This is a genomic window from Methylocaldum sp. 14B (assembly GCF_002005105.1).
In the GTDB taxonomy this organism is placed as follows: domain Bacteria; phylum Pseudomonadota; class Gammaproteobacteria; order Methylococcales; family Methylococcaceae; genus Methylocaldum.
Window position 1 is genome coordinate 160,438 of the sequence record NZ_MSCV01000004.1, and the last position, 21,989, is coordinate 182,426.

Sequence of the window (21,989 nt, forward strand, 5' to 3'; positions counted from 1 at the left end):
AGGGCGGCTGCGCTTCATGCTCATCGCCTGCCCTCTGGAAAAGGCGGCGCCGGCGGATGGCCGCTGCGCCGCCCGGCTGACTGCGGTCAAGGCGTCGATTAGGTGACCGTTTTCTTCCCCAGACGCCTTCGCGGCTGGCGCTTCACTCTGTTCAACATCGCGCTCGGCTTGGGGCACATGGTCGTGCTTTTCAACGCCGGCTCTTATATCGCGCTGATGCCGCATGTCGCGGGCGACCTGGGAGGAGTATCGCCGAGCCTCGGCACCTGGGCCCAGACCGATTTCATGATCGCCCTGGCCTTGGCGTTTCCCATCGCCCGCTGGCTGTCCGGGCGTTTCGGCGATTACCGCTTGTTCGCTACGGCCTTTGTGATCTATGCAGCGGCCTCTTATTTCTGCGCCATCAGCGAAACTTTGCGGCTGTTCCTGCCGGCGCGCATCGTTCTCGGCTTTGCCGGCGGCGTTACGCTGCCAATCGGACAAGCCCTGTTGCTGAAAGAGTATCCCGCTCGGCTCAAATCGGTGGGGCTTGGGATATGGGGGTTGTTCACCCTGATGCCGTTTACGATCGGATTTCCCATCGGCGGCTGGCTGGCCGACGAAATCGGGTGGCGTTATCTGTTTTATCTCAACATCCCCGTCGCCCTGGCCATTGCCGGCGTAACCGGTTCATTACTTTATGGGCGGGGATTCCAGCGGCGCTACACCCGTTTCGATTTCGCCGGCTTTATCCTGTTGGCTCTGATCTTCGGCGGCGTGCAAACCATTCTGAATATGGGCAACGATTTCGACTGGTTCGATTCGCCCTTTCTGCGCGGCGTACTGATCGCCGTTGTCGTAGCGCTGCCTTGTTTCGTCATCTGGGAACTGGGAGAGCGGCACCCTGCGATGGACATCCGGCTGTTTACCCATCGCAACTTCACGATTGGCATCATTTGCCTTGTCCTAGGTTTCTTGGCGATCCAGGGACTGCTGTCGCTGTTCATCGTCCAGCTCCAATTGCTGCTGGGATACTCGTCATTTCTTGCCGGCCTCTTGTTCCTGGTGATGATCTTTTTGGCGGCGCCGGCGATCGCCGTCATGCACGAGCTTATCAAGGGCGTCGATGCGCGGGTGTTCGCCTGCCTCAACCTGCTGGGCTTGGCGTTCACCCTGTCCTGGATCGGGCTCTTCGACGATCCGGGATCGTTCGATCAGATCGTTTGGCCCATGCTGCTCCTCGGCTTTTTTCTGGGTTCGTTCTTCACGCCGCTGACCGCCATCGCCCTTCACGGGCTGACGCCGAGCCAAATGATGCGCGCCGCGGAAGAGGCAGCAGCGCTGAGAATCGCCGCGGGTGCGCTCGGCATTACCTTGCAGGGCGTCATGCTGTTTCGGCGCAGCCCCTTTCATCAGCTTCATCTGGCCGATCAATTCGGGGGGCGCCGGTTTCCGTCGCTGGACTTGCTGCCGCGGCTCTCGTCGCGTCTGGAGACTGCCGGCCTCGATCCCGGCATCGTACAGGGCAAGCTTCTGGCCCTCATCAGACAGCAGGCCGCCATTCTGGCGGTCAACGATGCCTTCTTGATGGCGGGATATCTCTTTCTCGGGCTGGCCGGGCTGGTGTGGCTGGCCCATCCCACTCACAGGCCGCTGCGTCCGAGTCCGGCGGAGGACCTGAGGGAAACCAAGGCCGAGGAACTGATGGAGCAACCATGAATCGCCGATCTGCCTATCGTCGCCTGATTGCTGGTCTTAGCGTCCTGTTTCTGATCGCAGGCTGCGCCTGGATTCCGTCCGGCGGGCAGCGTGCCGAATTTGCCGACGCCCCGGGCATTACCCAGAAACTGTCCGAAGCCCGCGACGGTGAGCTTCTGGGGGTACGGAATTCGTGGCCACAGGAGAGCTGGTGGCGGCAGTTCGGCAGCTCCGAGCTGAACCACCTGATGGACATGGCGCTCAAGGATAACCCAGGTCTCAAGGTGGCTGCCGCCCGGCTGCGCGAGGCGGAAGGCTTTGCCCGCGTGGAGGGGGCGAGACTGCTGCCGTTCCTGGATGCGGAGGCGGAGGTCGCAACGGCGCGGTTTTCCGAGTACAGCTTCAATGTCGCCCTTAGGGGAGCGCATACCGTCTCGGCGTTGATCAATCCCTTGAGCCTCCGCTACGAATTCGATTTCTGGGGAAAAAATCGGGCGGCATTGGAGGCGGCTCTGGGCGAAGCGGCAGCCGAAGACGCGGAACAGGCCGAAGTCAGGCTGCAATTGACCGCCGCGATAGCGAGGTGTTACTTCCGAGGGGTCGCGCTGCGGCAGCAGCTCGATCTCGCTGATGACATGGTGGAATTGCGGCGTAATTTGCTCCAACTGGCCGAAACGCGTTACGAGCTGGGGCTGGACTCCGCGGATCCGGTCAAACAGGCCGAATCCGAGCTGGAAGCGACCGGCAAGCGCCGAGCCATTACCCGCGACTACCTGGACTTGCAGCGGAACTTGCTTGCCCGCTTGATCGGCCGCGGTCCTGATGCGACACAGCACCTGTTTAATCGCAGCGTGACGCTGCCCGAAAAAATTCCGCTGCCCACAAAGCTTCCGCTGGAACTGCTCGCCCACCGTCCGGACCTCGCTGCCGCACTGCACCGGGCCGAGGCGGCGGCGCAACGGATCAAGGTAGCCAGAGCCAGTTTTTACCCGACGGTCGATTTGACCGCGTTCGTCGGCTTGAACGCCCTTCGCATGACCAAGGGTGCGAGCTCCCTCGCCAATATCCTTTTTTCGGGTAACAGCTTCGCCTATGGCGTCGCGCCTGGCCTCAGGCTCCCCATCTTCGAAGGCGGGCGGCTGCGCGGCCAGCTGTCGGTGCAAAGGGCGGAATACGACGAAGCCGTGGAGCTCTACAACAAGACCCTGCTGCAAGCGGTGCAGGAAGTCGCCGACAGTCTCAGCAGTTGGCGCGACACCCGGGCCATCGTCGAAGCGCACAACCGCCTGCTGGCTTCGCAGCGGGAAGCCCTCGATCTGGCTCAAGAGCGGCTTCGCAGCGGCCTGGACGATCGCCGGACGATGCTGGCGCGCCGGCATTCCGTTCTGGATCAGGAATTCACTCTCAAGACCCTGGAAACCGATCAGCTCGTTGCCATGACCGATCTTATCGAGGCATTGGGCGGCGGATACGCCAACGGTCTCGACGACACCCGCCTCCGACCGATTTCAGATTGAGAGGGCTCCTGCCGAAACATGGACCAAGCCTAGGCGCTATTCTGTCGAGCCCAAAGACAGTCTCTTCCACTCGATTCAAAATAATTCCAAAAACTCGAACAGGCATCTATGAAGATTCATCCGAAGGCGATCCGCGCGCGGCGCAACCGTCGTCTTTTGCTGGTGGCGCTGGCCGTGCTCGCGTGCGCTCTGGCCGCGGCCATCTACTGGTGGGTGCATGGCCGTTTCCGGGTCGAGACCGACAATGCCTTCGTCGCCGGCAATCTGATTCCGGTCGAAGCGGATGCGACCGGCATCGTCACCCAGGTCCTGGCCGAGGAAACCCAGTTCGTGAACAAGGGCGACCTGCTGGTCCGGCTCGACGAACACCGCGCCCATGCCGCCCTGGGACAAAGCGAGGGTGACCTGGGGCGGACCGTGCGCGGGATCGGCGCGCTGTTCGCGACGCGCCAGCAACTCTGCCAGAAACTGGACGCGCGCTCGGCCCAGCTCGCACGGGTGCGCCACGACGTCATTCGCTTCCGTCAGGCGTTTCCCAGCGGTTCGGTTTCGGAGCAAGTCCTGCAAAACGCCGAGGATCAGATGACGGCCCTCGAAGCGGAACTGCGGGAGGTCGGCGCGGAACTCCAGTCCATCGAGGCGCGGGTCGGGGGAACCAGTCGCACCGAACACCCCGAAGTGGAGGCCGCCAAGCACCGCTTCGTCAACGCTTACCTCGATTTCGTCCGACAGCGCATCCGGGCGCCCGTTTCGGGTTATGTGGCGAAACGCAAAGCTCAGGTCGGGGATCGGGTCCATCCCGGAGATCCGCTGCTCATGGTGGTGCCGCTGGACCATCTCTGGGTGGAGGCGAACCTCCGGGAGACCGAGCTGCGCAAAGTGCGGCCCGGCCAGTCGGCCGAGGTGATCGTCGATCTGTACGGACGGCGCCGTGTCTATCACGGCACGGTCGAAGGCCTGGTGCCCGGCACCGGCAGCGTGTTCGCCCTGTTGCCGCCGGACAATGCGACCGGCAATTTCATCCACATCGTCCAGCGGGTGCCGGTGCGCATCGCCCTGCGCAAGGACGAGATCCTGAAACGGCCCATCCGCCCCGGATTGTCCACGGTGACGTCCATCCACATCGATGAACCCGGCCGGCCGCTGGACACCTCGCTAGCGGAAGTTACCGCTCCGGCGTATGAAACCGATATTTTCAGAGACGAGCTTGCCTCCGCGGAACTCAGGGCGCAGGAAATCATCACGGCCAACGTGGTGCCGCAAGACGATTCCTTGGAGTCTTCCTGCAGCCGGTCCGGCGCACCGCTTCATGCCACGCAAACCCCGCCTCGGCGGAGATAATCCTAGAAACGGCAGTTGACCGCTTGGATGGAGTAGAAACGCCTCATGGATTCTGACCGTCGTCCCTCCTACCGATTTCACCGCTTGGGTGAAGCCGCTACGTGCACTCGAGCACGCCCAACTGCCGTTTCCAGGATAATCGGAGCGGTAACTCATGGTGTTCCAGGCCGTTTCAACGGTGCCGCTCACCGAGGGTGGCGCGAAGGCGGGTGGGGTCAATGCCGCCGCCATGGCCCTTGATGCCCCGGCCGCCATCGTCGGCGATCGGGCTGTTCGCGATCTGCATCGATGCAAAACGCGCCGAAATGCCGTCTCCGCGATTACCGAAAACGCGAGTATTCGTGAGAACCAGCATTGGCGGACACTCCAAGCCCGTGGTATCGCTTATCGGAGAAATTCCGGTTTTGCCCTGTTGAAGCGTTACGTTGTACAGCATGACGCTGGGCGGTACCGAATAAAAGCCATCGCCGCATGCCACACGGAGCGATAGCAGATCGAAGACGGGCGTATTCGGGGCGTCCGAGAGTGTAATCGAATGGCCGTTGCCGTCTATCGTTATGCGCGTTTGAACACAGGGATCCGGGTAGTAACGGCAGTCGCTCGCCACCACGGGCAATGCTTCCGTCAGGACGACGTCGCCGGTGAGTTCGATGGTGTCGTCTTCGGAGCCCGCGGGACAGCCGCCGGTCCGGGTATTGAATATCGCCGCCGTAATGGCATCGGCCAGAGTGCAAGCCGTGCTTTTATCGCCGCTTCCGCCTACGGTAAAAACCGTCGCCTCGGCAGATTCGGCCGCCAAGGCGGAAGCTAGCGGCAGTAAGACCCGTAGATATTGGCAAAGCGTTGAGCTGAAGATGAAAGCTGGCATGCCCTTTCCTCCTTGTTCGACATGAGTCGTGCACAATCCCGAGATCATCGGTAACTGCGGAAGTCTGCATTCGGCCTCTGATGCCTTCAATGTCATTTAACAATGTAGAAGGCGGCGGAATCGGCTCGCTCGGCCCGACTTGATCCCGAATATTGCCGCGCGGGACGGAGCTTTTGCGGGATCGAGAGACATGGAGTCCGCCAACGGAAGCATCGTCGTGAGCCGAAAAACGCTCATGCCCGTTAGGGCGGCTCGCCGGTCAGGCGTTCGGATAATGTTTTACGAAGTGTTTCGACCGGTTTTCGTACCCGTTCGCCATGTAGAAGCGGTGGGCGTCTGTGCGCAGGTCGCTGCTGGTCAACTCGACCCGGGTGCATCCCCGCCCGATGAAGAAGTCGTCCGCTGCGCGCAGCAATTCGGCGCCTATGCCTCGTCGTCGCATGCTTTGGTCGACCACGAGAGCGGAAATGCGTCCCCATTTTTCGATTTCGTGGAGCGGACTAACGACGTGCAGAACGATCGTTCCGACCACCTCCGCGCCGATTTCGCCCACCAGCGCCAGATCAGAATCCGATCCGTCATAGGCGAGGAGTCTCGCCCGAAGTTCGCCGACGTCGATAACGTAGCCCAGTTGCCGGAAAAGGCGGATCAGCCGTTCACAATCCGAGGATGCCGCGGGGCGCACCTTCATGAGCAGCCTCCCAGAGGAGAATCGGCTCCGGCTTCGTTCGGCATTACCGGCGCGGACGATCAAGCTTCCCGGCTGAGATGCGCCAGCGCGTGCGCATGGGATTCCCAGTTTTGGCCGTCGAAGGGCTCGATGACCAGTTCCTTGGGCTTCGGACTCAGGCAGCGGACGTTCACGTCGTAGCCGTCCGGGTTCGATCTAGGGATATAGAAGGGCTTTATGCCGCAGGTCTTGCAGAACAGGTGCTTGGCGACGCCAGTGTTGAAGGTGTAGACAACGAGGTTCTCCTCACCCTTTATCAGCCTGAATTGCGATTTGGGGACGATGAGGTGCAGGAAGCCGGACTTGGAGCAAATCGAGCAATTGCAGTCCTGGCAGACAACGCGCTCGGGGGCCTCGACCTCGAATTGGACCGCTTCGCAATGGCAACTACCGCGGTAGAGCATGGTTTCCGTCTCATGAAAAAGAATGCCGATATTGCGGACCGTCATGACCGACTGTAAGCGGCATGTGTTATTAACCCAGCCTATAAATATAGGCCGGGTTAATCCGGGGCAGGGATGCCCCGGCGCGGCGACAAGCCGCGTGAGCCCAGGCCGGGCGTGTACCGGCCTGGGCGGCGGCCCGAAATACCAGGAGGGTATTTACGGGCCTGATTAATAACGATCCGGAGGAACATGATAATGCTCGGGGCGATTGAAGCCTAGCGAGGCTATCGAGGACGCGAATGATGGCACGGCCAGGGGCTCTTTCCGATTCCTACGCAACTCGCGATGTTCTTCCATAAGTACCGGCCGTTTCAATCCAAAAGCTCGTTCAGCCGCCGTTCGAGAAACCGCCGCTCCGGTTCCTGCCGTGTCAGGCTAAGCGCCCGCTCGTAAGCGGCGCGGGCTTCCGCCGTTCGTTCCAGCCGGCGGCACAGGTCGGCGCGAGCCGCATGCGCCAGGTGGTAGTCCTCTAAATCGCCTCGGGCGAGAATGCCGTCCACGAGCGTGAGGCCTGCCTCGGGCCCGTCGTACATCGCCACCGCCACGGCGCGGTTCAGTTCCACCACCGGCGACGGCTCGATTCGCAACAGCACGTTATATAGCCCGACGATCTGCGCCCAGTCGGTCTCGCCGGCGCTCGGCGCTTCGGCATGCACGGCCGCGATCGCCGCCTGCAGCGTGTACGGGCCGAACCGTCGCGACGACAGCGCCCGTTCCACCAGCGCCAGCCCTTGCGCAATCTGGTCCCGGTTCCAAAGCGCGCGGTCCTGCTCGTCCAGCAGTATCAGTTCGCCGCCGGGCGAGGTGCGCGCGGCACGGCGCGATTCGTGCAGCAGCATCAGCGCCAGGAGCCCCTGCGCTTCGGGTTCGGGCAGCAGTTCGATCAGCAACCGCCCGAGACGGATCGCTTCCTCCGAGAGATCGTGTCTTGTCAGCGAGCCGCCCAGCGAGGCGGAGTAGCCCTCGTTGAACACCAGATAAACAACACGCAGCACGGCGTCCAAGCGCTCCGGCAGATCTTCGCGTGTCGGCACCTGATAGGGAATGCGGGCGTCGCGGATTTTCGCCTTGGCGCGCACGATACGTTGAGCCAGTGTGGACGGGGCGGTGAGGAAAGCGCGAGCAATTTCTTCGGTGGTGAGGCCGCACACCTCGCGCAGCGTGAGCGCGACCTGCGCGTCCGGCGACAAGGCAGGATGGCAGCAGGTGAAAATCAGCCGCAGCCGGTCGTCTTCGACGCTCTCGTCGTCCCATGCCGCCGGATCGCCGAGCCCGTCCGCTACCCGTTCGGCGAGCGCCATCAGCGATGCCCCGCCGTTCCCGATATCCGCGGGGTCCCGTCCCTCCGAATCATCGGTGCCGAGCCGTTCGGCGGCATCCGGCGGCAAGTCGACGAACCGTGCACGCCGGCGCAGGTTGTCGATGGCCTTGAAGCGGCCGGTGGATACCAGCCAAGCCCGCGGATTGGCTGGCATGCCTTCCTGCGGCCATTGCTCCAGCGCCGCCCGAAAGGCATCGTGCAGCGCTTCTTCGGCGAGATCGAAGTCGCCGAGCAAACGCACCAGGGTAGCGAACACGCGGCGCGAATCGGAACGGTAGATGGCGTCTACCGTCACGCGCACCCGTTCAGCAGCGTTCTCGTTTGACGACGACATCTGTCGCTCTAGGCGTCGCTTTGCTTGAACATTGCCTCGGCACGCCTATTGATTTCCTCTGGGGTAAGCTCTTCCTTGCGGGTCGCGAGAAACCAGACGTGCCCGAAAGGATCTTCCAGCGTGCCGGTGCGGTCGCCGTAAAATTGGTCTTGCACCGGCCTGACGGCTTTCGCTCCGGCGTCGACGGCGCGGGCGAACAGAGTATCCACGTCTTCCACGTACACATGAAGACCGACCGACGAGCCGCCCAGCGCTTGCGGGCTGCGTAACGGACTCGCTTCGCACGAATCGGCCAGCATGACGGTCGAGTCGCCGATTCTGATCTCGGCGTGTCCGATTTCGCCGCCGGGCGCCACCAGACGAAAAAGCTCCACAGCGCCGAATGCCCGTTTGTAAAATTCGATGGCCTCGGCCGCACCCTTGATGCCCAGGTACGGTGTCACGCTGTGGTATCCGTCGGGGATCGCTTTAACCGTCATCTCCTTGCTCCTTCCAAGTAAAAGATCACTCACGACATGGGCGACCCAGCGCTCCGTGCGAACCGCTGGCATCGGTTTCCAAGCGCCTGTTATATCGCTTGATGGATATCTCGCGCCTAGAAAGTGGCGAGCCGACGCCGGGCGAACTCAATCCGCCGGCGCCGTCTCAGGCTTGGGACGCGTAACGGCAGCCGTTTCCGTCAAGGTGAGCGTATGTTGTCGTACGTCGGCGGGCCACTTCGCGACAGCCTGATGTAATCGGTCTTGATCGCCGGCAAACAAGGCCCGTATGGCTTCTTCGAAGCCGGGCTCGTTTCCGGCCATCGCATTCATGAATCGATACGCGGCTTCTCGCGCCTGACGGACTTGATCGTCCTGTCTGTTCGCGCGCATGGCCTGTTCGACGAGCTTTCGCAACGCCACGGAGGCGCCTCCGGGCTGGGAGGTCAGCCACTCCCAATGCCTGGGCAGCAAGGTGACTTCGCGGGCCGTGACACCGAGCTTCGGTCGTCCGGCGGTTCGCGGTGCGCTCGCCGAGGTGTCCGCGACCGGCTCGGTCTGGTTGCCCTGCGCGTGCGACAGCCGATCGAGAACCGCGGACACGGAGCCGCGGAGGTCCAGCTCTACGGGCGCGCTGGTGACGGCGTCGAAGATCAAGACGATGTCTTGGCTATCCGTATCGACGAAAGACTTCACCTTCGCGGCCACGTCACGGGGCGGACCCAGCGCGATGCGTTTGGCTCCTGCAAACGCGATCCATGTCGGTTGTGGATTAGTGTTCATAAGGCGACCTCGTTTGAAAATAACGAAGTCAATTTTATCCGGGTAAAAACTAATGTCAATATTACACGGGTAAAAGTCGTGCTTACGGGTGTTCGCCTTGGACCGCCCGACAATCCAAGCTCGGTTGCCGGTCTGGTACAGGGGCGGCTTTGTTCACGACGCGTGATCTTCGCAAGTCGTCCATCGTTCCCGGGGGCGGGCGAGGAGCGGGGTGAACTGGCGGATCATCTCGGAGTCCTTGTATTTTTCCCGGACGGCGTCCGCATCCGCCCGATTTCGCCAGTTGGCGAGAGCGATGATATGTCCCGGATCATCCTGATCGATGAAAATCTGATGCGAGATGTAACCGTCGAAGCTTCGCATGTCCGACCACACTTGGCGCGTCAGCCGGAGCCCTTCTCGTTCCGTACCGGGTTTCAGCCAAGTATCCCAAATGACCGTGATCATCCTCTGATGTTGTCTATACAACGAAACTCGCACACCGCGCATCGACGTTAGGGGCGTGGTACCGGCGCCGAACTTGGCGGGAGTCCGTCACGCCGTACCGTCTCCTGTGGTCAGCCCGACAAAGCCAAGCGCGCTCAGCGTCTTGGAATCCTCCGCGATGGGCCGTATCTCGACGCATCCGATCTTGGCCGCGGGAATCCTCGAGGCGACCTCGATCGCCTCATCAATATCCTTGGCTTCGATGACGTAGTAACCGCCGAGCTGCTCCTTGGTTTCCGCGTAGGGTCCATCGGTCGCCGAGACTTTGCCGTTCCGCACCCGGATCGTGGTCGCGGCAGCGGGCGGAAGCAGCCGATTGCACCCGACGAAGTGGCCGCTTTTCCGGATACCGTCGGTAAACTCGCGGTACTCTTCCAGGTGCTTCTCCGCATCGGCTTCGGGCATTTGCTCCATCACCGTTTCGGCACAAATCAAACACAGGTACTTCATCACGTTTTCCTATTCAAGACTTACTCCGCCGCGTCGACGAGCCGACCGGGACGGCGGCTCTGCGCAACATTTACTTTTCCGCGATGGCTTTCAAGCTGGCGAGGCCGGCCTCGAAGTCCTTGCCGATCATCTTGTCCATGCTGATGAAGAGTCCTATGAGTTTTGAAATGTAAGGGCTGGGGCCTTGCATGGACCAGGTGGTCCGGGTGACGTCGCCCTGCGGTTCTAGCGTGAACTCGACGATGTTGTGGGCTTCGAAAGGCTTGATGAAGTCGAGTTTCATGGTGATCTTGGAGGGGGGAAACGACTCCGTGATCTCGAGGCGTCCCTGGCCGATATCCGTGTTGCCGTCCCATTCGTACGCCGCGCCCTTGCCGTCGGCCGCGCCGGTATAAGTCCGTTTCATCGCCGGGTCCTTTTTTTCGAACGGCGACCACTCGTTCATCTTGCGCAAGTTATTAATAAGCATGAAGATTTTTTCCGGCGGCGCGTTGATGCTGGTCGAGCGCTGGACGCGGAAAGTGTTGGGTCTGGTCGCGGCATAGATGAGGACCGCGGCGATCAGAAGGGTAGCTACGACGGCAATGTTCTTGAACATAGATTTTTCCAGTGCGGTGTCGGACGCAAGAAGGGACTGTCAGGGACCCGGCGGGAGACGATACGCGGCTAGTTCTCCGTACCGATCCCGAGTTTGCGACAGCGTTCGATCGCCTCACCCGGTTCGAAGTCGTCCAGCTCGAACAACTGGCGGACCTCAATCTCGCCTTCCCTGCCGTCACCGGCTGGATTAGGGAAGCGCTTGGTCCATTCAAACGCCTCTTCCTTGGATTTCACCCGGATAATGGTGTAGCCGGCGATCAACTCCTTGGTTTCGGCAAAGGGTCCGTCCACCACCGAACGCTTCTCGCCGGAGTACTCGATGCGCCAACCCTTCGCGCTCGGCTGGAGCCCGGAGCCATCGATCAGTGTGCCGGCTTTTGCCAGTTCCTCGTGGTATGCCGCCATCTCGGCAATGAGGTCCTCGGTCGGCATGACGCCCGCCTCGGAGTCTTTGGTGGCTTTGACGATGATCATGAATCGCATGGGCGTTTGTCCTGTTCAGTTTCGATTAAGGAGCTCGGCTTCCGGACGGCCTGGACCGGCGGAAGCCGAGCTCCTGGGTTGGCTCTATTCCGCACTCTCTACGATGATCATCCACGCCACGCCGAAGCGGTCGATGACCATGCCGAAGCACGGCGAAAAGAAGGTTTTGCCCAACGGCATCTGCACCTGTCCGCCTTCGGCCAGCGCGGCGAACAGGCGATCGGCCTCCGCTTCGTTCGGCGCCGAGAGCGATAGCGAAATGCCCTGGAAGTTCGGCTGCCCCTGGCAGAAACCGTCGGAAGCATGCACCGTACTCTCGCCGATACGGAAGCTCGAATGCATGACTTTTTCCTCGGCTCCGGGCGGGAGCGGGCACTGATGGGGCTCAGGGCTTTCCTTGAAACGCATCAGCATCATTACTTCGGCGCCGAGCGCGCGGCGGTAGAAATCGAGCGCCTCCTCGCAGCGGCCTTCGAAGAACAAATAGGGTTGGATATGCATGGTATCTCCTTTTCTCGGTTGAGGTATTAAGACGCCTACGGGGTCAGCTTCGCCAGTTGTGCCTGAAGGCGGTCGAAATTCTGTTCGTTCGCTTCGACGCACACCGCCCGGACCTTGTCGCATTCCGCGGCGCTTTCGAAGAGCATCCGCCATTCGAGCCGGGTTCCTCCGGCCTCCTCCGTGAAGGTGACCGTCATCTGAAATCGCGGACCTGACACATGCTGGAACACAATGCGCTCGGGCTCGACGACCTCGAGAAAGACGCTCTCGTTCGGATAATCGACCCCGTCGGGACCGTGCATGACAAAACGCCAGACGCCGCCCGGCCGCAGGTCGAATTCGTGAAAAGTGTTGGTAAAACCCTTCGGCCCCCACCACGCGGCCAATTGGGCGGGATCGCGCCACGCCTTCAACAAGCGCTCGCGCGGTACATCGAACACTCGCGAGCTGACAATTTCACGGTCGGCAGCGCTTGTCGGGGTGGAATCGGTCATATGGATTTTTTCTCCTCTTATCGATTGATGAAAAAAACAGTCGTCATCCAAGATCGAACGGGGCGGCTGTCGTCATGGGATCGGGCTAAAGGTCGAGCGTGAATACGGCTTTGCCGGTAGGCGGATCGAAGGGGAGGGAGCAATGCTCGTGCACGATCCGCCAGCTGCCCTTTTTCCGCTCATAGCCGGCCGTGAGCCGCATCCAGGTTTGCATTGCCGGATGGTCCGTTTCTTCCCCGGTGAAGCGGAACAGCCAGTGGGCGAGCGCCAGGTCTCCGCTTACGAAGATGTCGAGGTCCCGCGTTTCCATGGCGAAAGAGTCCGGGAAGCACGGCAAGCACTCTTCCCAAATACGGCGGTAGTCCTCTGCGCCTTTGGTTTGGAACGGCGGTTTGCAATCGTAGAAAACGACATCAGGCGCGTAGCGGGACATGATTCGGCCCACGTCCTTGGCGCAGACGGCATCCATCTGATCGGCGATGAGTTGTCTAATCTGGGCTTCGTCGTAGGCTTGGATGGTTTCGGTTGCCATGGTGGTGGATCCTTATCGGTTGGTTTTCGGCGAACAGATGGAAAACGCCCAACTGCCGCTAGGTGGTCGAATGAAGAACCTCGAAATCGACATCACCGAAGTCCTCTCCCTCGGCATGCCAGTCCAGCACCCGTTAGGCCCGGCCATGGAGCGGTCCAGGGACGTTACCGTCGACCGGAGCAGTTTTCTCATGGCTGTGTTACGGCGTGAGGTCGAGCAAGGCGCGGCCGCTCTCGATATCGAAGGGCGCCGAAAAATGCTCGTGCACGATCTTCCATTGTCCGTTCAGCCTGCGGTAGCAGGCGGTCATGCGCATCCATCCGGCTTTTTCCTCGCCGTTGTCTCCGGCTCCCCCGCACCGGATGAGGGCGTGGCAGAAGGCCGCGTCATCGCCTGCCGAGATTTCCGGGTCGTGAATCTCGAAAACCATCGGGCCGGGACACAGGGCAAGGCAGGCTTCCCAGTGCTTTCGGTACGCGTCCACGCCCCTGAATTGCAATTGCGATACGGCATCGAATGCGAGGATGTCCGGGGCGTAGTGGGAAACGATTGCGTCCATGTTTCCGTCCAGCACGGCTTTCAGCCAGCTGTTCACCAGGTTTCGGATCTCGGTTTCGGTCGTTTCAGTTTTCATGGCTTTTCTCCCGTAGATGGATGGGTTGAGTCGGGCTTCACCGAAGTGGGGGGTACATGAGCTCCCTTTCACCCAGCGTATTTGTCATGGTGGCGCCACCATCCATACGGTGGAGTTTGCGGCCATCCGTCCGGAGAGTCTTCCCAATCCTCCTGCCGGCCGAAGGGTGTCAAGTCGAGGTAGCTCCAATGACTGCCGAGGTACTCGGCGCCACGTCCGGCCGTGAAGTAGGTTTGAAAGATGTTTCCTCCCTCGCGGAGGAAGACGCTCACGCCGAACGTTTCGCCCTGCTCGGTGGTGACGCCGAAGTCCCGGTTGAAGTCGCTTCCGAAAGAGGAATACCAGGGCACGTCCCAGCCCATGCGTTTCCTGAACGGCTCGATCTTGGCCAGCGGCGCGCGGGAGACGAGGACCCTCGAGGTGTCGCGGGCGTGAAGATGGGCGGGGTGGCCCATGCTGTCGACCACCCATGAACAGCCGACGCAACCCTCGTCCCGATTTGGGTCGAACATGAAATGGTAGACGATGAGCTGGCGGCGGCCCTCGAACAAATCGGGCAGATTCAACTGGCCGTCCGGACCTTCGAAGACATAAGCCTTGTCGATCTTCACCATCGGCAGCCGGCGGCGTTCGGCATTCAGCGCGTCACGCGCCCGGGTGAGTTCTTTTTCCTTGATGAGCAGTTCCTCGCGTGCGGCGAGCCACTCGGCCTTGGATACGATTTTCGGTAGATAAATAGGGTGATTCATGGTGACCTCTCTCTGCGATCGCATGGTATTCGCGTCGGGCAGCGTCACGGGGCTCCGCCGTAGCGGCTTTCCACGTTCAGCACTGGCTCGATGGGGCGGACCTCGATGCTGCCAAGGCGCGCCGACGGCCACCTCGATGCGATCCGGACCGCCTCGTTCAGATCGGCGGCTTCGATCAGAAAGAAACCGCCCAGTTGCTCCTTGGTTTCGGCGAAAGGACCGTCCGTCACCGATAGTCCGCCGCTCCGAACCCGTACCGTCGCGGCGGTTCGAACGCTCTTGAGGGCGTGAGTGACGATCAGGTGGCCGCTTTCGCGAAGCTCCTCGACATAGGCGAGCGTCTCGCGCCGCAGGGCATCCCACTCGCTTGCGGACAAAGCGTTAAGTTTTTCTTCCGCTTCGTACGCCAGACACAGATATTTCATGGCTTTCTCTTTTGTTGAATGTCACGGGCGGGATGGACCGTATTCGTCCTACGGCTTCAACTCCCGGATCGGACGCACCTCGATGCTGCCCACGCGCGCCGGCGGGATCTTCGCGGCGATCTGGATAGCCTCGTTGAGATCCCGTGCGTCGATCAGGTAGAACCCGGCCAGTTGTTCTTTCGTTTCGGCAAATGGGCCATCGGTGACCGACACCTTGCCGCCGCGGACCCGTACGGTCGTGGCGGTCTGAACCGATTCCAGGGGTTCTCCGCCAAGCAGATGCCCGCTCTCGCGGAGCGAATTGGCGTAGGCCAGGCATTCGGCATCTTTCGGACTTTCGGGGAGGCTGTGCAGCTTTTCTTCCTCGCTGTAAACCAGGCACAGGTATTTCATGGCTTCCTCCATATCGTGATGAAAAGGCTGTAGGCGCTGGATAGTCGTTTGGGGAGGCGCCGATTCGACACTTGATCGTGAAATCGGGAAAAATTTTTCCGGCGCTTTCCGAAAACGCAGAGAAGCGACCGTGGCTTCAGCGCAGAGCGCTGCGATGCCGCCGGACCGCCCTATATCAAACGTACGAGTAAGCCGAGTACAGATACTCGCTTCGTGAGGTCAAGGTTGGGCATGAGCGAGCGTGTGCCCGCTGAATCCTTTCGTCGGCTTTCGCGGATGGGTCACTTGCACGCTTTTGTTTTTCCGCCATATGCAACCGAATAAGGCTCGTCGAAGCATGTGATCAAGCGATCGACGACGTCGAGGTTCGGTACGGCATCTTGAAGTCTTGGCCCTTTGGCGATCTCTTCCCGGAGTTCGGCCAGTTTCTCGCGGTCCCGCTCCAGAAAGGCGATTGTCGCCCGGACATAAGCGTTCCACCGGATCGGTGACTCGGCCGGTTCATTTTCGTACAAAGCGGCCCTAAAGCGGGCGAGCGCCTCGTCTTTCTCTTCGGCCGCTGCATAGAGCTGACCCGCATGGAACCGCAGGTTCACGCGCTGCCACTCCTCAAGGACCTTGGCTTCTTTTTCGTACCGGTCGATCAGCTTGGCGGCTTCCAGATACTTTCCCTGATCGGCGATTTTGCGCCAGCCGCTGCCAGGGCGCTGGTCGAAGGTCTCATAACTGAGCTCCGGTTCCTTGGGGCTCTCATTTTTCTCCTGAGCAGGGGCAGCGGAAGAAAAAAGAACGGTGGCAGCCGACAGAAGCATCAAGCCACGCCTCTGCAACGAAAGCCGAATCATTTATGGATCCCTTTGATACAAAAGCGAAAAGAGGCCCTAACCCTGAGCCGCGGCGAGCTCGGCATCCTTGGCTCTGGCTCGCGCCACCGCTGGGCGGGTATTGATGCGGTCGATGTAGGTCTTGATCGTCGGCGATTCCGGCACGAGCTTGAACGCTGTACTCCAGGCGAAGGCGATGCCCCAAAGCACATCCGCGGCGGTGAACCTCTCGCCCAGAATGTAAGGCCCCTTTGCGAGCTGATCGGTCAGCGTTTTTAACATAGTGTCGTAATCGCCGTACGGGGAGGTCGACCGCGGAGCGGCCTCACGCTCCAAGTCTTTGTCCACCATGGCCGGTTCGAAACAGGAACCGTAGAACACCAGCCAGCGTAGATAAGGTCCTCGCAGGGGATCGCCGACGGCGGGCGCGAGTCCCGCCTCCGGATAGAGGTCGGCGAGATAGATGAAGATTGCCCCCTGCTCGGTGACCAGGGCATCGCCATGCAGCAGGGCGGGTACCTTGCCCATGGGATTGATGGCGAGATAGTCGGGCTTGCGCTGCTCGCCCGTTTTCAGGTTAAACACGTGCAGCCGGTAATCGGCGCCGAGTTCCTCGAGCAGGGTTAGGGTGCCGAGAGAACGGGTATTGGGGGCATGAAACAGGGTGACTTGGCGGTTGCCATCCATCATAGGTTTACTCTCGTTCAAAAGACTTCGGCATTGACGACATTCCAGAGGTAAAGCGAGGCCACCGTGCGATAGGGCCGCCAGCGCTCCCCCAGAGAAATGAGCTGGCTGGGGGAGGGGACTTCCGGCATCCCGTAGACTCTCGCGATACCTTTTCGGAGCGCGTAGTCGTCGACCGGAAAGACGTCCGTCCGGCCAAGATTGAAGATGAGCAGCATCTCCACCGTCCACCGCCCCACGCCTCGAATCGAGATCAGCCGTTGCACGATCTCGTCGTCGTGCAGCGCAACGATGGCCCTTGCCGTCGGTACGGTACCGTCCAGAGTCTTGGCCGCCAGATCCTTCAGCGCGGCGGTTTTCGCTTTCGACAGGCCCGCCTCCCGCAAAGCCTCGTCGGGGGTGTTCAGGAGTTCGCCGGGTTCCGGAATCGTCGTCCCCGGATAAAGTCCCTTCACCCGGTTCAGGATGGTGGCTGCCGCCTTGGGCGTCAGTTGTTGGTAAACGATCGCGCTTAGCAGCGCCGCATAGGGAGAGTGTTCGGCATTCGGCTTGAATGCGATGGGCCGGGACAAGCAATCGACCAGGCGGGGATCGAGGGCTTTAAGGCGCGCCGCCGCACGCCGGAGATCTTGTGCCGACTTGAGTGTCGGCGGCAGAGCCCAAGCGACTCCTTCGGCGGCCAGCATCCGGGATTTGGTCGCCAGTCCGCCCGGCGCCGAAAATCCGCCGGGCTTGCCGCCGGCCGCCAGTACCCGGTGGCAGGGGATGATCAGGGGGATCGGGTTTTTCCCCAGAGCCTGGCCGACGGCCCTCGCCGCACCGGGGCGCGCCAGGGCTTCCGCGATCTCGCCGTATGTCATGGTTCGCCCGGCCGGAATGGCACGAGCGGCTTCATACACTTCCCGTGCAAAGGGTCCCACGCCGTCGAGGTCGACATCGATGTCCCGAAAATCCTCGGCCTCTCCTTCGAAGTGCCTGCGAATTCGCTCGATAATGGCCGCGATCGCGGGCGGCGGAGCGCTAGCCGGGCGCGCGCCGGATTCCCGTGCGAGCCTCGCTTCCGTCGCTTGCGCCGTGTGGTCGGGAAGCTGAAACGAAGTCACTGCCGGCGGGGCGCCTTTGGTCCAGCCGTTGCGCCAGGCGATTCCGCAAGGACCGAGCGGGGTGTCGAAGATGCAGTAGTCGGACGGCTTCATGGGGATTGGTCCTCCGGATCGATGCGGACGGTTCATATCACCATCACGGATTTTTTGGGGGCAGGCTGGTAACGAATTCGATAGCCAAGTCGACATAATGCTGAAGTTGACGATCTTCCGCCAGCCCTTCGTCGGAGATCATGGCCCAGCCTTTCATGGGCTTTCCGGTGATATCCATCGGTTTGACATGGGTTTCCTCGAAAAGCCGGCGGGCCGTATGTTCGCCCACCCGGACGATCAGCCATGATCGATAAATGCCGACACACATGTTGCCGTGCAGCAGCCAGCCGATGCCGCCGAACATGTTCTTGGCCTCGAAGCCGGCACGCTCGGCGAGCATTTCCTCCAAGCGCTGCGACAAGCCCGGATCGCAAGCCATGATCAGTTCCTCCAAAAGTCCGGTTCAGCATTATCGGACGGTACCGGCGGCTCGCACCGGAGCTTGGGATCGACCGGCATGTTTGAAGTCGCTGCCGTATATCCAGCCGATAGCTGCCCCCGCGGCGGCGAATTGGATCAGGTGAAAGGTGCTCTGAACCGTCAGCCAGAGTTCGATGGAAGAGACCTGAATTTTCGCCGCGTTCGCCAAGGTCGACACGCTGAACAGGAACAAGCCCATGAGGCCGCCGAAAGCCAGCCCTGAGCGAATCGGCGTCTTTTCGCAGCCGAAGTACGGGTACAGCAGGGCGATGATCGCGCCCTGGACGAACATCGAAAGTAGACCGAGGGGGATGATCGGTTCGGCACGGTTGTATATGCCCAACTCGTGGTACACATCCTTGAACAGAATGAAGTGCCAGGGGGCGCCGATGGCGAACGAGAGGGCGACATAAGCCAGCACGGCCAACAGAAACTTTTTCGTCATGGAATTCCTCCAAAGCTTAAAATACTTGTTTATCAAAAGCATTTTAGAAACTACTGCAAACGCTTGCGTAACGCAAGCGTTGTTCTGGAGATTTGTCTTGCCCAAACTGTTATGCCATAGCGACAGCTCGCCCTGTCCGCTGGCCCATGCCCTGGACCTTATCGGTGATCGATGGACGCTCTTGATCGTCCGCGACCTGATGTTCCGCAACCTGCACGAATACAAAGATCTCCTCAATTCCTTCGAAGGAATTTCCACCAATATCCTGGCCGACCGGCTTCGCCGCCTGGTTCAGGCCGGCCTGGTCAAATCCGTCGCGCACCCGGAAAGCAAGACCCGCAAGCTGTACTACCTGACGCCATCCGGCAAGTCGCTGATCCATGTCATGATCGAAATCGTCAAATGGTCCGATGAGCATGTGGGCACTGCCAAGATTCCGCCCGACGTCGCCGGTCAGTTGGAGGGGAACCGCGACGAATTTGTCAGGAAAGTTCTGGAGAAGCTGGAACGCTGGGAAGCCGAGCACTTGGCCTGAACCGTCTCCCGAGCCAAGCCGGCACTTGGCAAAGGCAATGCCATGTGCGAAAGTACAGCGCTTGCATAATACAAGTATTTAAGCTTGGGGCGCCTCGAAGCGTGCAGCGATGCGCCCCGAAACTATCCCGACCCGCAGCAAGGAGAGACACTATGACCAGCCCTTCCAAACGGCACGGACACCTTCAGACTGATTGGACAGTTGAGAAAATCCCCACGGATACACTGGTTAGAACATACATTATGGTCGGCATTATCGTCGCACTATTCGTTGCGATGCTGGTGGCGGCTATTCGGATGACGCCCGCTACTGCGGATGTCCACCTGAATCCCGGCATGTTGATTAAGCCAGTTGTTGCGCTTGCCGGCCTTACAGCCATGGTGACGGTACTGATGGTCGTATACAGAAACCTTGCATTCATCCGTGGCACGGCATCGGAGCGTTACTTCCGGACTTATGCGTCGACTGCGCCAGTGCCCGCCGAATGGATTGAACGTCCTGCCAGAGCGTATATGAACCTCCTGGAACTCCCCGTCCTTTTCTATGTTGTCTGTTTGTTCATGTTGACGACCGGCAAGTTCGACAATGTGCAGGTTGCTTTGGCCTGGATTTTCGTGGCAACGCGCTATGCCCATGCGGTTATCCATATCGGCTTTAATTACGTGCCGGTCCGGTTTGCCGCATTTTTTGCCGGGTTCATCACGCTTACGGTCATCTGGACTCGATTTGCGGCACAGAGCATATGAACCAACTGGGCACGATGTAGAAATACGCGCCGAACCGGAGTGAGCGCCGCCACAAGGACAAGGCCGCTCTTTTACGTTCATGTTTTCCGAGCCACGCCGGGTTAAGCATCATCGGTCTTCTCGGACGCCGCGACGGCCAGCAGGTTGGCGTCGCGAAAAACCCTCCAAGCCCCATCAGCTCCCTTGCGGAGAATGGTTAGCGTGTCGCCGGTCCGCTGTACCGGAACCCCCCCGTTTCGGGGCGTCACGGTAACCGATAGGCAGCTCCAGCAATAAGCCCAATTTTCCGAGATCTCGATCTCCCGAATCTCGCCCTCGACATGCAGGCGGTGGGTTTGCAGCACGTTGCGAAAGCCTTGTTCGAATGCCTGCCGGCCGCACATCGGAGCTTGCCCTGCGACCAGGAAAACGACGTCTTCCGACATGAGGGGCAGAATCTCGGACACCTGGCCGGATGCGGTAGCGCGATGCCAGGTCGTTATCAGTTCGCGTATGGATTGCTCGTCGCGTGTCATGAATGGTTCCTTGCTTTAAAAGCGGTCTGCCTGATCGCTGTCGCTCCTCGCCGGACGACACGGTCAGAGGCTGCGCCCGTCGAAGTGCTTGGTCGAAACTCGTGACCAATCGATGCCTTCGAGACAGCGGGCATTGATGGCCGCCATGGCGCGGCCCGAGGGGTCGGTGCCTTCGCCAAAGGTATGAATTCCGCAGCGGGCGCAGAATCGGTGTTTGATCCGGCCGGTATGGAACGTGTACGTGGAGAGATTTTGTTCCGGTGTCAACAGGCGAAGTTGCTGCCGCGGCACGAACCAGAGCAGCGAGCCGCGTTTGCTGCAGATGGAACAATTGCACTCGATGACGTGTTCGATATCGCCTTCGACCTCGAAACCGATTTGCCCACAGTGGCAGCTACCTTGGTAGACCATCGTTTCATTCCTTCTTGAAAGCCAGCGCCCGCCGGGCGATCTCGGATGGCTCGACATCCTCCACATGGGTCGCTATCAGCCAGTGGTTGCCGGCCGGGTCTTGGACGCCTGCCATACGGTCGCCCCAGAACTGATCGCCCGGTGCCATGAACGACGTCGCACCGGCATCCAGTGCCGCGCGATAGGTCGCATCCGTGTCGGGTACATAGAGATGAAGCAGTGCCGGTATACAAGGACGTCGTTCCATCGCCTCGCCCATCATCACGATCGAATCTCCGATTTTGACCTCGGCATGCATGACGCGCCCCTCGGCGTCATGAATTCTGATGCACTCGATGGCTCCGAATGCGGTCTTGAGGAATTCGATCAGCCGGGGGACGCCTTCCACGACTACAAAAGGCGTCACGGTATGAAAGCCGTCGGGAATCGGTTTAACGGTCATCTCTATCTCCTTCGCGAAATGGGTTCAGATTGTCCAAAATGGTTCTTTTTCAGTGCGTGCGTGATGTTTGCCGGTCCCCTCCCTCTTTCCAAATGCGCGGAGGCTAATCGTCGAGCCCCGTACCATCAGTGTCATCGACAACCCGGCCAGCCACCCCGCTGCTGCTCACGGCGACATGGATGTTCTCGGGCAGACGTATGGACGTTCCGACTCCGGATATCTGGATGGATTGCACGGTCGCACCGGATAAAACGGTAATCCTGTGATTGACTCCGCTAACCCACAATGTCCTGATGGCGCTCCCGGAAGGCACCCGAACGGTATTGCCGTCTCCCGAGACGTAGAGGTCGAACAGGCTTGGATGTGAGGCCGATATGTCTTGTCTTGCTCCGGACACCTTGACTGTCGCAATGTCGCCGTTTCCTGCCGTGCCGACCAAGGATTTGTCGGCGCAAGCGGACGCGATAGCCGCAAGCGCAGCCGTGACAACGAACCTTGCAAGACGATGCAACCTCATAACGAATC

31 protein-coding genes are annotated in these 21,989 nt (G+C 60.4%); 5 read left to right on the top strand and 26 right to left on the bottom strand.

Annotated elements, in window-relative coordinates; translation table 11 throughout:
• Positions 1 to 102 precede the first annotated feature (102 nt).
• The 3 genes from B2A78_RS04370 (at position 103) to B2A78_RS04380 (ending at position 4,535) form a co-directional block, all read left to right on the top strand.
• Positions 103 to 1,698 carry a DHA2 family efflux MFS transporter permease subunit gene (locus tag B2A78_RS04370; RefSeq protein ID WP_077728680.1) on the top strand — a complete coding sequence of 532 codons (1,596 nt, stop codon included), beginning with the start codon at positions 103 to 105 and terminating at the stop codon, positions 1,696 to 1,698.
• Positions 1,695 to 3,194 (top strand): efflux transporter outer membrane subunit, encoded by a 1,500-nt coding sequence (locus B2A78_RS04375; protein WP_077728681.1) that lies wholly within the window; start codon positions 1,695 to 1,697, stop codon positions 3,192 to 3,194. The genes B2A78_RS04370 and B2A78_RS04375 overlap by 4 nt, the downstream gene beginning before the upstream one ends.
• A 108-nt stretch (positions 3,195 to 3,302) precedes the next feature.
• A complete protein-coding gene (locus B2A78_RS04380; RefSeq protein WP_077728682.1) occupies positions 3,303 to 4,535 on the top strand; it encodes an HlyD family efflux transporter periplasmic adaptor subunit in 1,233 nt (410 codons plus the stop codon).
• 172 nt (positions 4,536 to 4,707) lie between these two features.
• On the opposite strand, the gene B2A78_RS04385 is transcribed toward B2A78_RS04380, so the two are convergent.
• The 22 genes from B2A78_RS04385 to B2A78_RS04490 form a co-directional block, all read right to left on the bottom strand.
• Complete coding sequence (locus tag B2A78_RS04385; RefSeq protein ID WP_077728683.1) at positions 4,708 to 5,403, bottom strand: hypothetical protein; 696 nt, start codon at positions 5,401 to 5,403, stop codon at positions 4,708 to 4,710.
• Positions 5,404 to 5,662: 259 nt separating this feature from the next.
• Positions 5,663 to 6,094, bottom strand: a complete 432-nt coding sequence (locus B2A78_RS04390; RefSeq protein ID WP_077728684.1) for a GNAT family N-acetyltransferase — start codon at positions 6,092 to 6,094, stop codon at positions 5,663 to 5,665.
• Positions 6,095 to 6,153: 59 nt separating this feature from the next.
• On the bottom strand, positions 6,154 to 6,582 hold the full coding sequence (locus B2A78_RS04395) for a GFA family protein (protein WP_240502398.1): 429 nt from the start codon (positions 6,580 to 6,582) through the stop codon (positions 6,154 to 6,156).
• Between the two features lie 308 nt (positions 6,583 to 6,890).
• The gene (locus B2A78_RS04400; protein WP_077728685.1) at positions 6,891 to 8,234 is read right to left on the bottom strand and encodes an RNA polymerase sigma factor; all 1,344 of its coding nucleotides are present in this window, start codon (positions 8,232 to 8,234) and stop codon (positions 6,891 to 6,893) included.
• Positions 8,235 to 8,242: 8 nt separating this feature from the next.
• Positions 8,243 to 8,713, bottom strand: coding sequence for a VOC family protein (locus tag B2A78_RS04405; RefSeq protein WP_077728686.1), 471 nt, complete (start codon positions 8,711 to 8,713; stop codon positions 8,243 to 8,245).
• Positions 8,714 to 8,860: 147 nt separating this feature from the next.
• The gene (locus tag B2A78_RS04410; protein WP_077728687.1) at positions 8,861 to 9,496 is read right to left on the bottom strand and encodes a DUF2239 family protein; all 636 of its coding nucleotides are present in this window, start codon (positions 9,494 to 9,496) and stop codon (positions 8,861 to 8,863) included.
• A 153-nt stretch (positions 9,497 to 9,649) separates the two neighbouring features.
• A complete protein-coding gene (locus B2A78_RS04415; RefSeq protein ID WP_077728688.1) occupies positions 9,650 to 9,943 on the bottom strand; it encodes an antibiotic biosynthesis monooxygenase in 294 nt (97 codons plus the stop codon).
• Positions 9,944 to 10,030: 87 nt separating this feature from the next.
• Complete coding sequence (locus B2A78_RS04420) at positions 10,031 to 10,432, bottom strand: YciI family protein (protein ID WP_077728689.1); 402 nt, start codon at positions 10,430 to 10,432, stop codon at positions 10,031 to 10,033.
• Between the two features lie 70 nt (positions 10,433 to 10,502).
• The gene (locus tag B2A78_RS04425) at positions 10,503 to 11,030 is read right to left on the bottom strand and encodes an SRPBCC family protein (protein ID WP_077728690.1); all 528 of its coding nucleotides are present in this window, start codon (positions 11,028 to 11,030) and stop codon (positions 10,503 to 10,505) included.
• Between the two features lie 68 nt (positions 11,031 to 11,098).
• Positions 11,099 to 11,515: a YciI family protein gene (locus tag B2A78_RS04430; protein ID WP_077728691.1), complete on the bottom strand. Its 417-nt coding sequence runs from the start codon at positions 11,513 to 11,515 to the stop codon at positions 11,099 to 11,101.
• An 84-nt stretch (positions 11,516 to 11,599) separates the two neighbouring features.
• Positions 11,600 to 12,016 carry a VOC family protein gene (locus B2A78_RS04435; RefSeq protein ID WP_077728692.1) on the bottom strand — a complete coding sequence of 139 codons (417 nt, stop codon included), beginning with the start codon at positions 12,014 to 12,016 and terminating at the stop codon, positions 11,600 to 11,602.
• A gap of 35 nt (positions 12,017 to 12,051) precedes the next feature.
• Positions 12,052 to 12,510 carry an SRPBCC family protein gene (locus tag B2A78_RS04440; RefSeq protein WP_077728693.1) on the bottom strand — a complete coding sequence of 153 codons (459 nt, stop codon included), beginning with the start codon at positions 12,508 to 12,510 and terminating at the stop codon, positions 12,052 to 12,054.
• A gap of 85 nt (positions 12,511 to 12,595) precedes the next feature.
• Positions 12,596 to 13,042, bottom strand: coding sequence for a nuclear transport factor 2 family protein (locus B2A78_RS04445; RefSeq protein WP_077728694.1), 447 nt, complete (start codon positions 13,040 to 13,042; stop codon positions 12,596 to 12,598).
• Positions 13,043 to 13,241: 199 nt separating this feature from the next.
• A complete protein-coding gene (locus tag B2A78_RS04450; RefSeq protein ID WP_077728695.1) occupies positions 13,242 to 13,676 on the bottom strand; it encodes a nuclear transport factor 2 family protein in 435 nt (144 codons plus the stop codon).
• A gap of 68 nt (positions 13,677 to 13,744) precedes the next feature.
• Positions 13,745 to 14,425 (bottom strand): DUF899 domain-containing protein, encoded by a 681-nt coding sequence (locus B2A78_RS04455; RefSeq protein WP_077728749.1) that lies wholly within the window; start codon positions 14,423 to 14,425, stop codon positions 13,745 to 13,747.
• Between the two features lie 44 nt (positions 14,426 to 14,469).
• A complete protein-coding gene (locus B2A78_RS04460) occupies positions 14,470 to 14,850 on the bottom strand; it encodes a YciI family protein (protein WP_077728696.1) in 381 nt (126 codons plus the stop codon).
• A 48-nt stretch (positions 14,851 to 14,898) separates the two neighbouring features.
• The gene (locus tag B2A78_RS04465; RefSeq protein WP_077728697.1) at positions 14,899 to 15,243 is read right to left on the bottom strand and encodes a YciI family protein; all 345 of its coding nucleotides are present in this window, start codon (positions 15,241 to 15,243) and stop codon (positions 14,899 to 14,901) included.
• 281 nt (positions 15,244 to 15,524) lie between these two features.
• Complete coding sequence (locus B2A78_RS04470) at positions 15,525 to 16,088, bottom strand: hypothetical protein (RefSeq protein WP_077728698.1); 564 nt, start codon at positions 16,086 to 16,088, stop codon at positions 15,525 to 15,527.
• A gap of 36 nt (positions 16,089 to 16,124) precedes the next feature.
• Positions 16,125 to 16,757 (bottom strand): glutathione S-transferase N-terminal domain-containing protein, encoded by a 633-nt coding sequence (locus tag B2A78_RS04475; protein ID WP_205780663.1) that lies wholly within the window; start codon positions 16,755 to 16,757, stop codon positions 16,125 to 16,127.
• Positions 16,758 to 16,771: 14 nt separating this feature from the next.
• Entirely contained in the window at positions 16,772 to 17,950 is a 1,179-nt protein-coding gene (locus B2A78_RS04480) for a methylated-DNA--[protein]-cysteine S-methyltransferase (protein ID WP_077728699.1), read from the bottom strand.
• A gap of 43 nt (positions 17,951 to 17,993) precedes the next feature.
• Entirely contained in the window at positions 17,994 to 18,329 is a 336-nt protein-coding gene (locus B2A78_RS04485; RefSeq protein ID WP_143735060.1) for a TfoX/Sxy family protein, read from the bottom strand.
• A 30-nt stretch (positions 18,330 to 18,359) separates the two neighbouring features.
• Entirely contained in the window at positions 18,360 to 18,815 is a 456-nt protein-coding gene (locus B2A78_RS04490) for a hypothetical protein (protein WP_205780664.1), read from the bottom strand.
• Positions 18,816 to 18,912: 97 nt separating this feature from the next.
• Here B2A78_RS04490 and B2A78_RS04495 point away from each other — a divergent pair, with 97 nt between their 5' ends.
• Together B2A78_RS04495 and B2A78_RS04500 are read left to right on the top strand one after the other, a co-directional pair.
• Positions 18,913 to 19,350 (top strand): helix-turn-helix domain-containing protein, encoded by a 438-nt coding sequence (locus B2A78_RS04495; RefSeq protein ID WP_168175341.1) that lies wholly within the window; start codon positions 18,913 to 18,915, stop codon positions 19,348 to 19,350.
• 152 nt (positions 19,351 to 19,502) lie between these two features.
• Complete coding sequence (locus B2A78_RS04500) at positions 19,503 to 20,096, top strand: MAPEG family protein (RefSeq protein ID WP_077728702.1); 594 nt, start codon at positions 19,503 to 19,505, stop codon at positions 20,094 to 20,096.
• Positions 20,097 to 20,197: 101 nt separating this feature from the next.
• On the opposite strand, the gene B2A78_RS04505 is transcribed toward B2A78_RS04500, so the two are convergent.
• The 4 genes from B2A78_RS04505 to B2A78_RS04520 all read right to left on the bottom strand — a co-directional run bounded on the left by B2A78_RS04505 (position 20,198) and on the right by B2A78_RS04520 (position 21,981).
• Positions 20,198 to 20,611 (bottom strand): SgcJ/EcaC family oxidoreductase, encoded by a 414-nt coding sequence (locus B2A78_RS04505; RefSeq protein WP_077728703.1) that lies wholly within the window; start codon positions 20,609 to 20,611, stop codon positions 20,198 to 20,200.
• A 63-nt stretch (positions 20,612 to 20,674) separates the two neighbouring features.
• Positions 20,675 to 21,022 (bottom strand): GFA family protein, encoded by a 348-nt coding sequence (locus tag B2A78_RS04510; protein ID WP_077728704.1) that lies wholly within the window; start codon positions 21,020 to 21,022, stop codon positions 20,675 to 20,677.
• A 4-nt stretch (positions 21,023 to 21,026) separates the two neighbouring features.
• Positions 21,027 to 21,464: a VOC family protein gene (locus B2A78_RS04515; RefSeq protein WP_077728705.1), complete on the bottom strand. Its 438-nt coding sequence runs from the start codon at positions 21,462 to 21,464 to the stop codon at positions 21,027 to 21,029.
• A gap of 103 nt (positions 21,465 to 21,567) precedes the next feature.
• Entirely contained in the window at positions 21,568 to 21,981 is a 414-nt protein-coding gene (locus B2A78_RS04520; protein ID WP_077728706.1) for a hypothetical protein, read from the bottom strand.
• Between the last annotated feature and the right edge of the window lie 8 nt (positions 21,982 to 21,989).

Coding starts and splice junctions, on each gene's coding strand:
- B2A78_RS04375 (WP_077728681.1), top strand. CDS start 1,695: ATGAATCGCCGATCTGCCTATCGTCGCCTGATTGCTGGTCTTAGCGTC.
- B2A78_RS04380 (WP_077728682.1), top strand. CDS start 3,303: ATGAAGATTCATCCGAAGGCGATCCGCGCGCGGCGCAACCGTCGTCTT.
- B2A78_RS04385 (WP_077728683.1), bottom strand. CDS start 5,403: ATGCCAGCTTTCATCTTCAGCTCAACGCTTTGCCAATATCTACGGGTC.
- B2A78_RS04390 (WP_077728684.1), bottom strand. CDS start 6,094: ATGAAGGTGCGCCCCGCGGCATCCTCGGATTGTGAACGGCTGATCCGC.
- B2A78_RS04395 (WP_240502398.1), bottom strand. CDS start 6,582: ATGACGGTCCGCAATATCGGCATTCTTTTTCATGAGACGGAAACCATG.
- B2A78_RS04400 (WP_077728685.1), bottom strand. CDS start 8,234: ATGTCGTCGTCAAACGAGAACGCTGCTGAACGGGTGCGCGTGACGGTA.
- B2A78_RS04405 (WP_077728686.1), bottom strand. CDS start 8,713: ATGACGGTTAAAGCGATCCCCGACGGATACCACAGCGTGACACCGTAC.
- B2A78_RS04410 (WP_077728687.1), bottom strand. CDS start 9,496: ATGAACACTAATCCACAACCGACATGGATCGCGTTTGCAGGAGCCAAA.
- B2A78_RS04415 (WP_077728688.1), bottom strand. CDS start 9,943: ATGATCACGGTCATTTGGGATACTTGGCTGAAACCCGGTACGGAACGA.
- B2A78_RS04420 (WP_077728689.1), bottom strand. CDS start 10,432: ATGAAGTACCTGTGTTTGATTTGTGCCGAAACGGTGATGGAGCAAATG.
- B2A78_RS04425 (WP_077728690.1), bottom strand. CDS start 11,030: ATGTTCAAGAACATTGCCGTCGTAGCTACCCTTCTGATCGCCGCGGTC.
- B2A78_RS04430 (WP_077728691.1), bottom strand. CDS start 11,515: ATGCGATTCATGATCATCGTCAAAGCCACCAAAGACTCCGAGGCGGGC.
- B2A78_RS04435 (WP_077728692.1), bottom strand. CDS start 12,016: ATGCATATCCAACCCTATTTGTTCTTCGAAGGCCGCTGCGAGGAGGCG.
- B2A78_RS04440 (WP_077728693.1), bottom strand. CDS start 12,510: ATGACCGATTCCACCCCGACAAGCGCTGCCGACCGTGAAATTGTCAGC.
- B2A78_RS04445 (WP_077728694.1), bottom strand. CDS start 13,042: ATGGCAACCGAAACCATCCAAGCCTACGACGAAGCCCAGATTAGACAA.
- B2A78_RS04450 (WP_077728695.1), bottom strand. CDS start 13,676: ATGAAAACTGAAACGACCGAAACCGAGATCCGAAACCTGGTGAACAGC.
- B2A78_RS04455 (WP_077728749.1), bottom strand. CDS start 14,425: ATGAATCACCCTATTTATCTACCGAAAATCGTATCCAAGGCCGAGTGG.
- B2A78_RS04460 (WP_077728696.1), bottom strand. CDS start 14,850: ATGAAATATCTGTGTCTGGCGTACGAAGCGGAAGAAAAACTTAACGCT.
- B2A78_RS04465 (WP_077728697.1), bottom strand. CDS start 15,243: ATGAAATACCTGTGCCTGGTTTACAGCGAGGAAGAAAAGCTGCACAGC.
- B2A78_RS04470 (WP_077728698.1), bottom strand. CDS start 16,088: ATGATTCGGCTTTCGTTGCAGAGGCGTGGCTTGATGCTTCTGTCGGCT.
- B2A78_RS04475 (WP_205780663.1), bottom strand. CDS start 16,757: ATGATGGATGGCAACCGCCAAGTCACCCTGTTTCATGCCCCCAATACC.
- B2A78_RS04480 (WP_077728699.1), bottom strand. CDS start 17,950: ATGAAGCCGTCCGACTACTGCATCTTCGACACCCCGCTCGGTCCTTGC.
- B2A78_RS04485 (WP_143735060.1), bottom strand. CDS start 18,329: ATGGCTTGCGATCCGGGCTTGTCGCAGCGCTTGGAGGAAATGCTCGCC.
- B2A78_RS04490 (WP_205780664.1), bottom strand. CDS start 18,815: ATGACGAAAAAGTTTCTGTTGGCCGTGCTGGCTTATGTCGCCCTCTCG.
- B2A78_RS04500 (WP_077728702.1), top strand. CDS start 19,503: ATGACCAGCCCTTCCAAACGGCACGGACACCTTCAGACTGATTGGACA.
- B2A78_RS04505 (WP_077728703.1), bottom strand. CDS start 20,611: ATGACACGCGACGAGCAATCCATACGCGAACTGATAACGACCTGGCAT.
- B2A78_RS04510 (WP_077728704.1), bottom strand. CDS start 21,022: ATGGTCTACCAAGGTAGCTGCCACTGTGGGCAAATCGGTTTCGAGGTC.
- B2A78_RS04515 (WP_077728705.1), bottom strand. CDS start 21,464: ATGACCGTTAAACCGATTCCCGACGGCTTTCATACCGTGACGCCTTTT.
- B2A78_RS04520 (WP_077728706.1), bottom strand. CDS start 21,981: ATGAGGTTGCATCGTCTTGCAAGGTTCGTTGTCACGGCTGCGCTTGCG.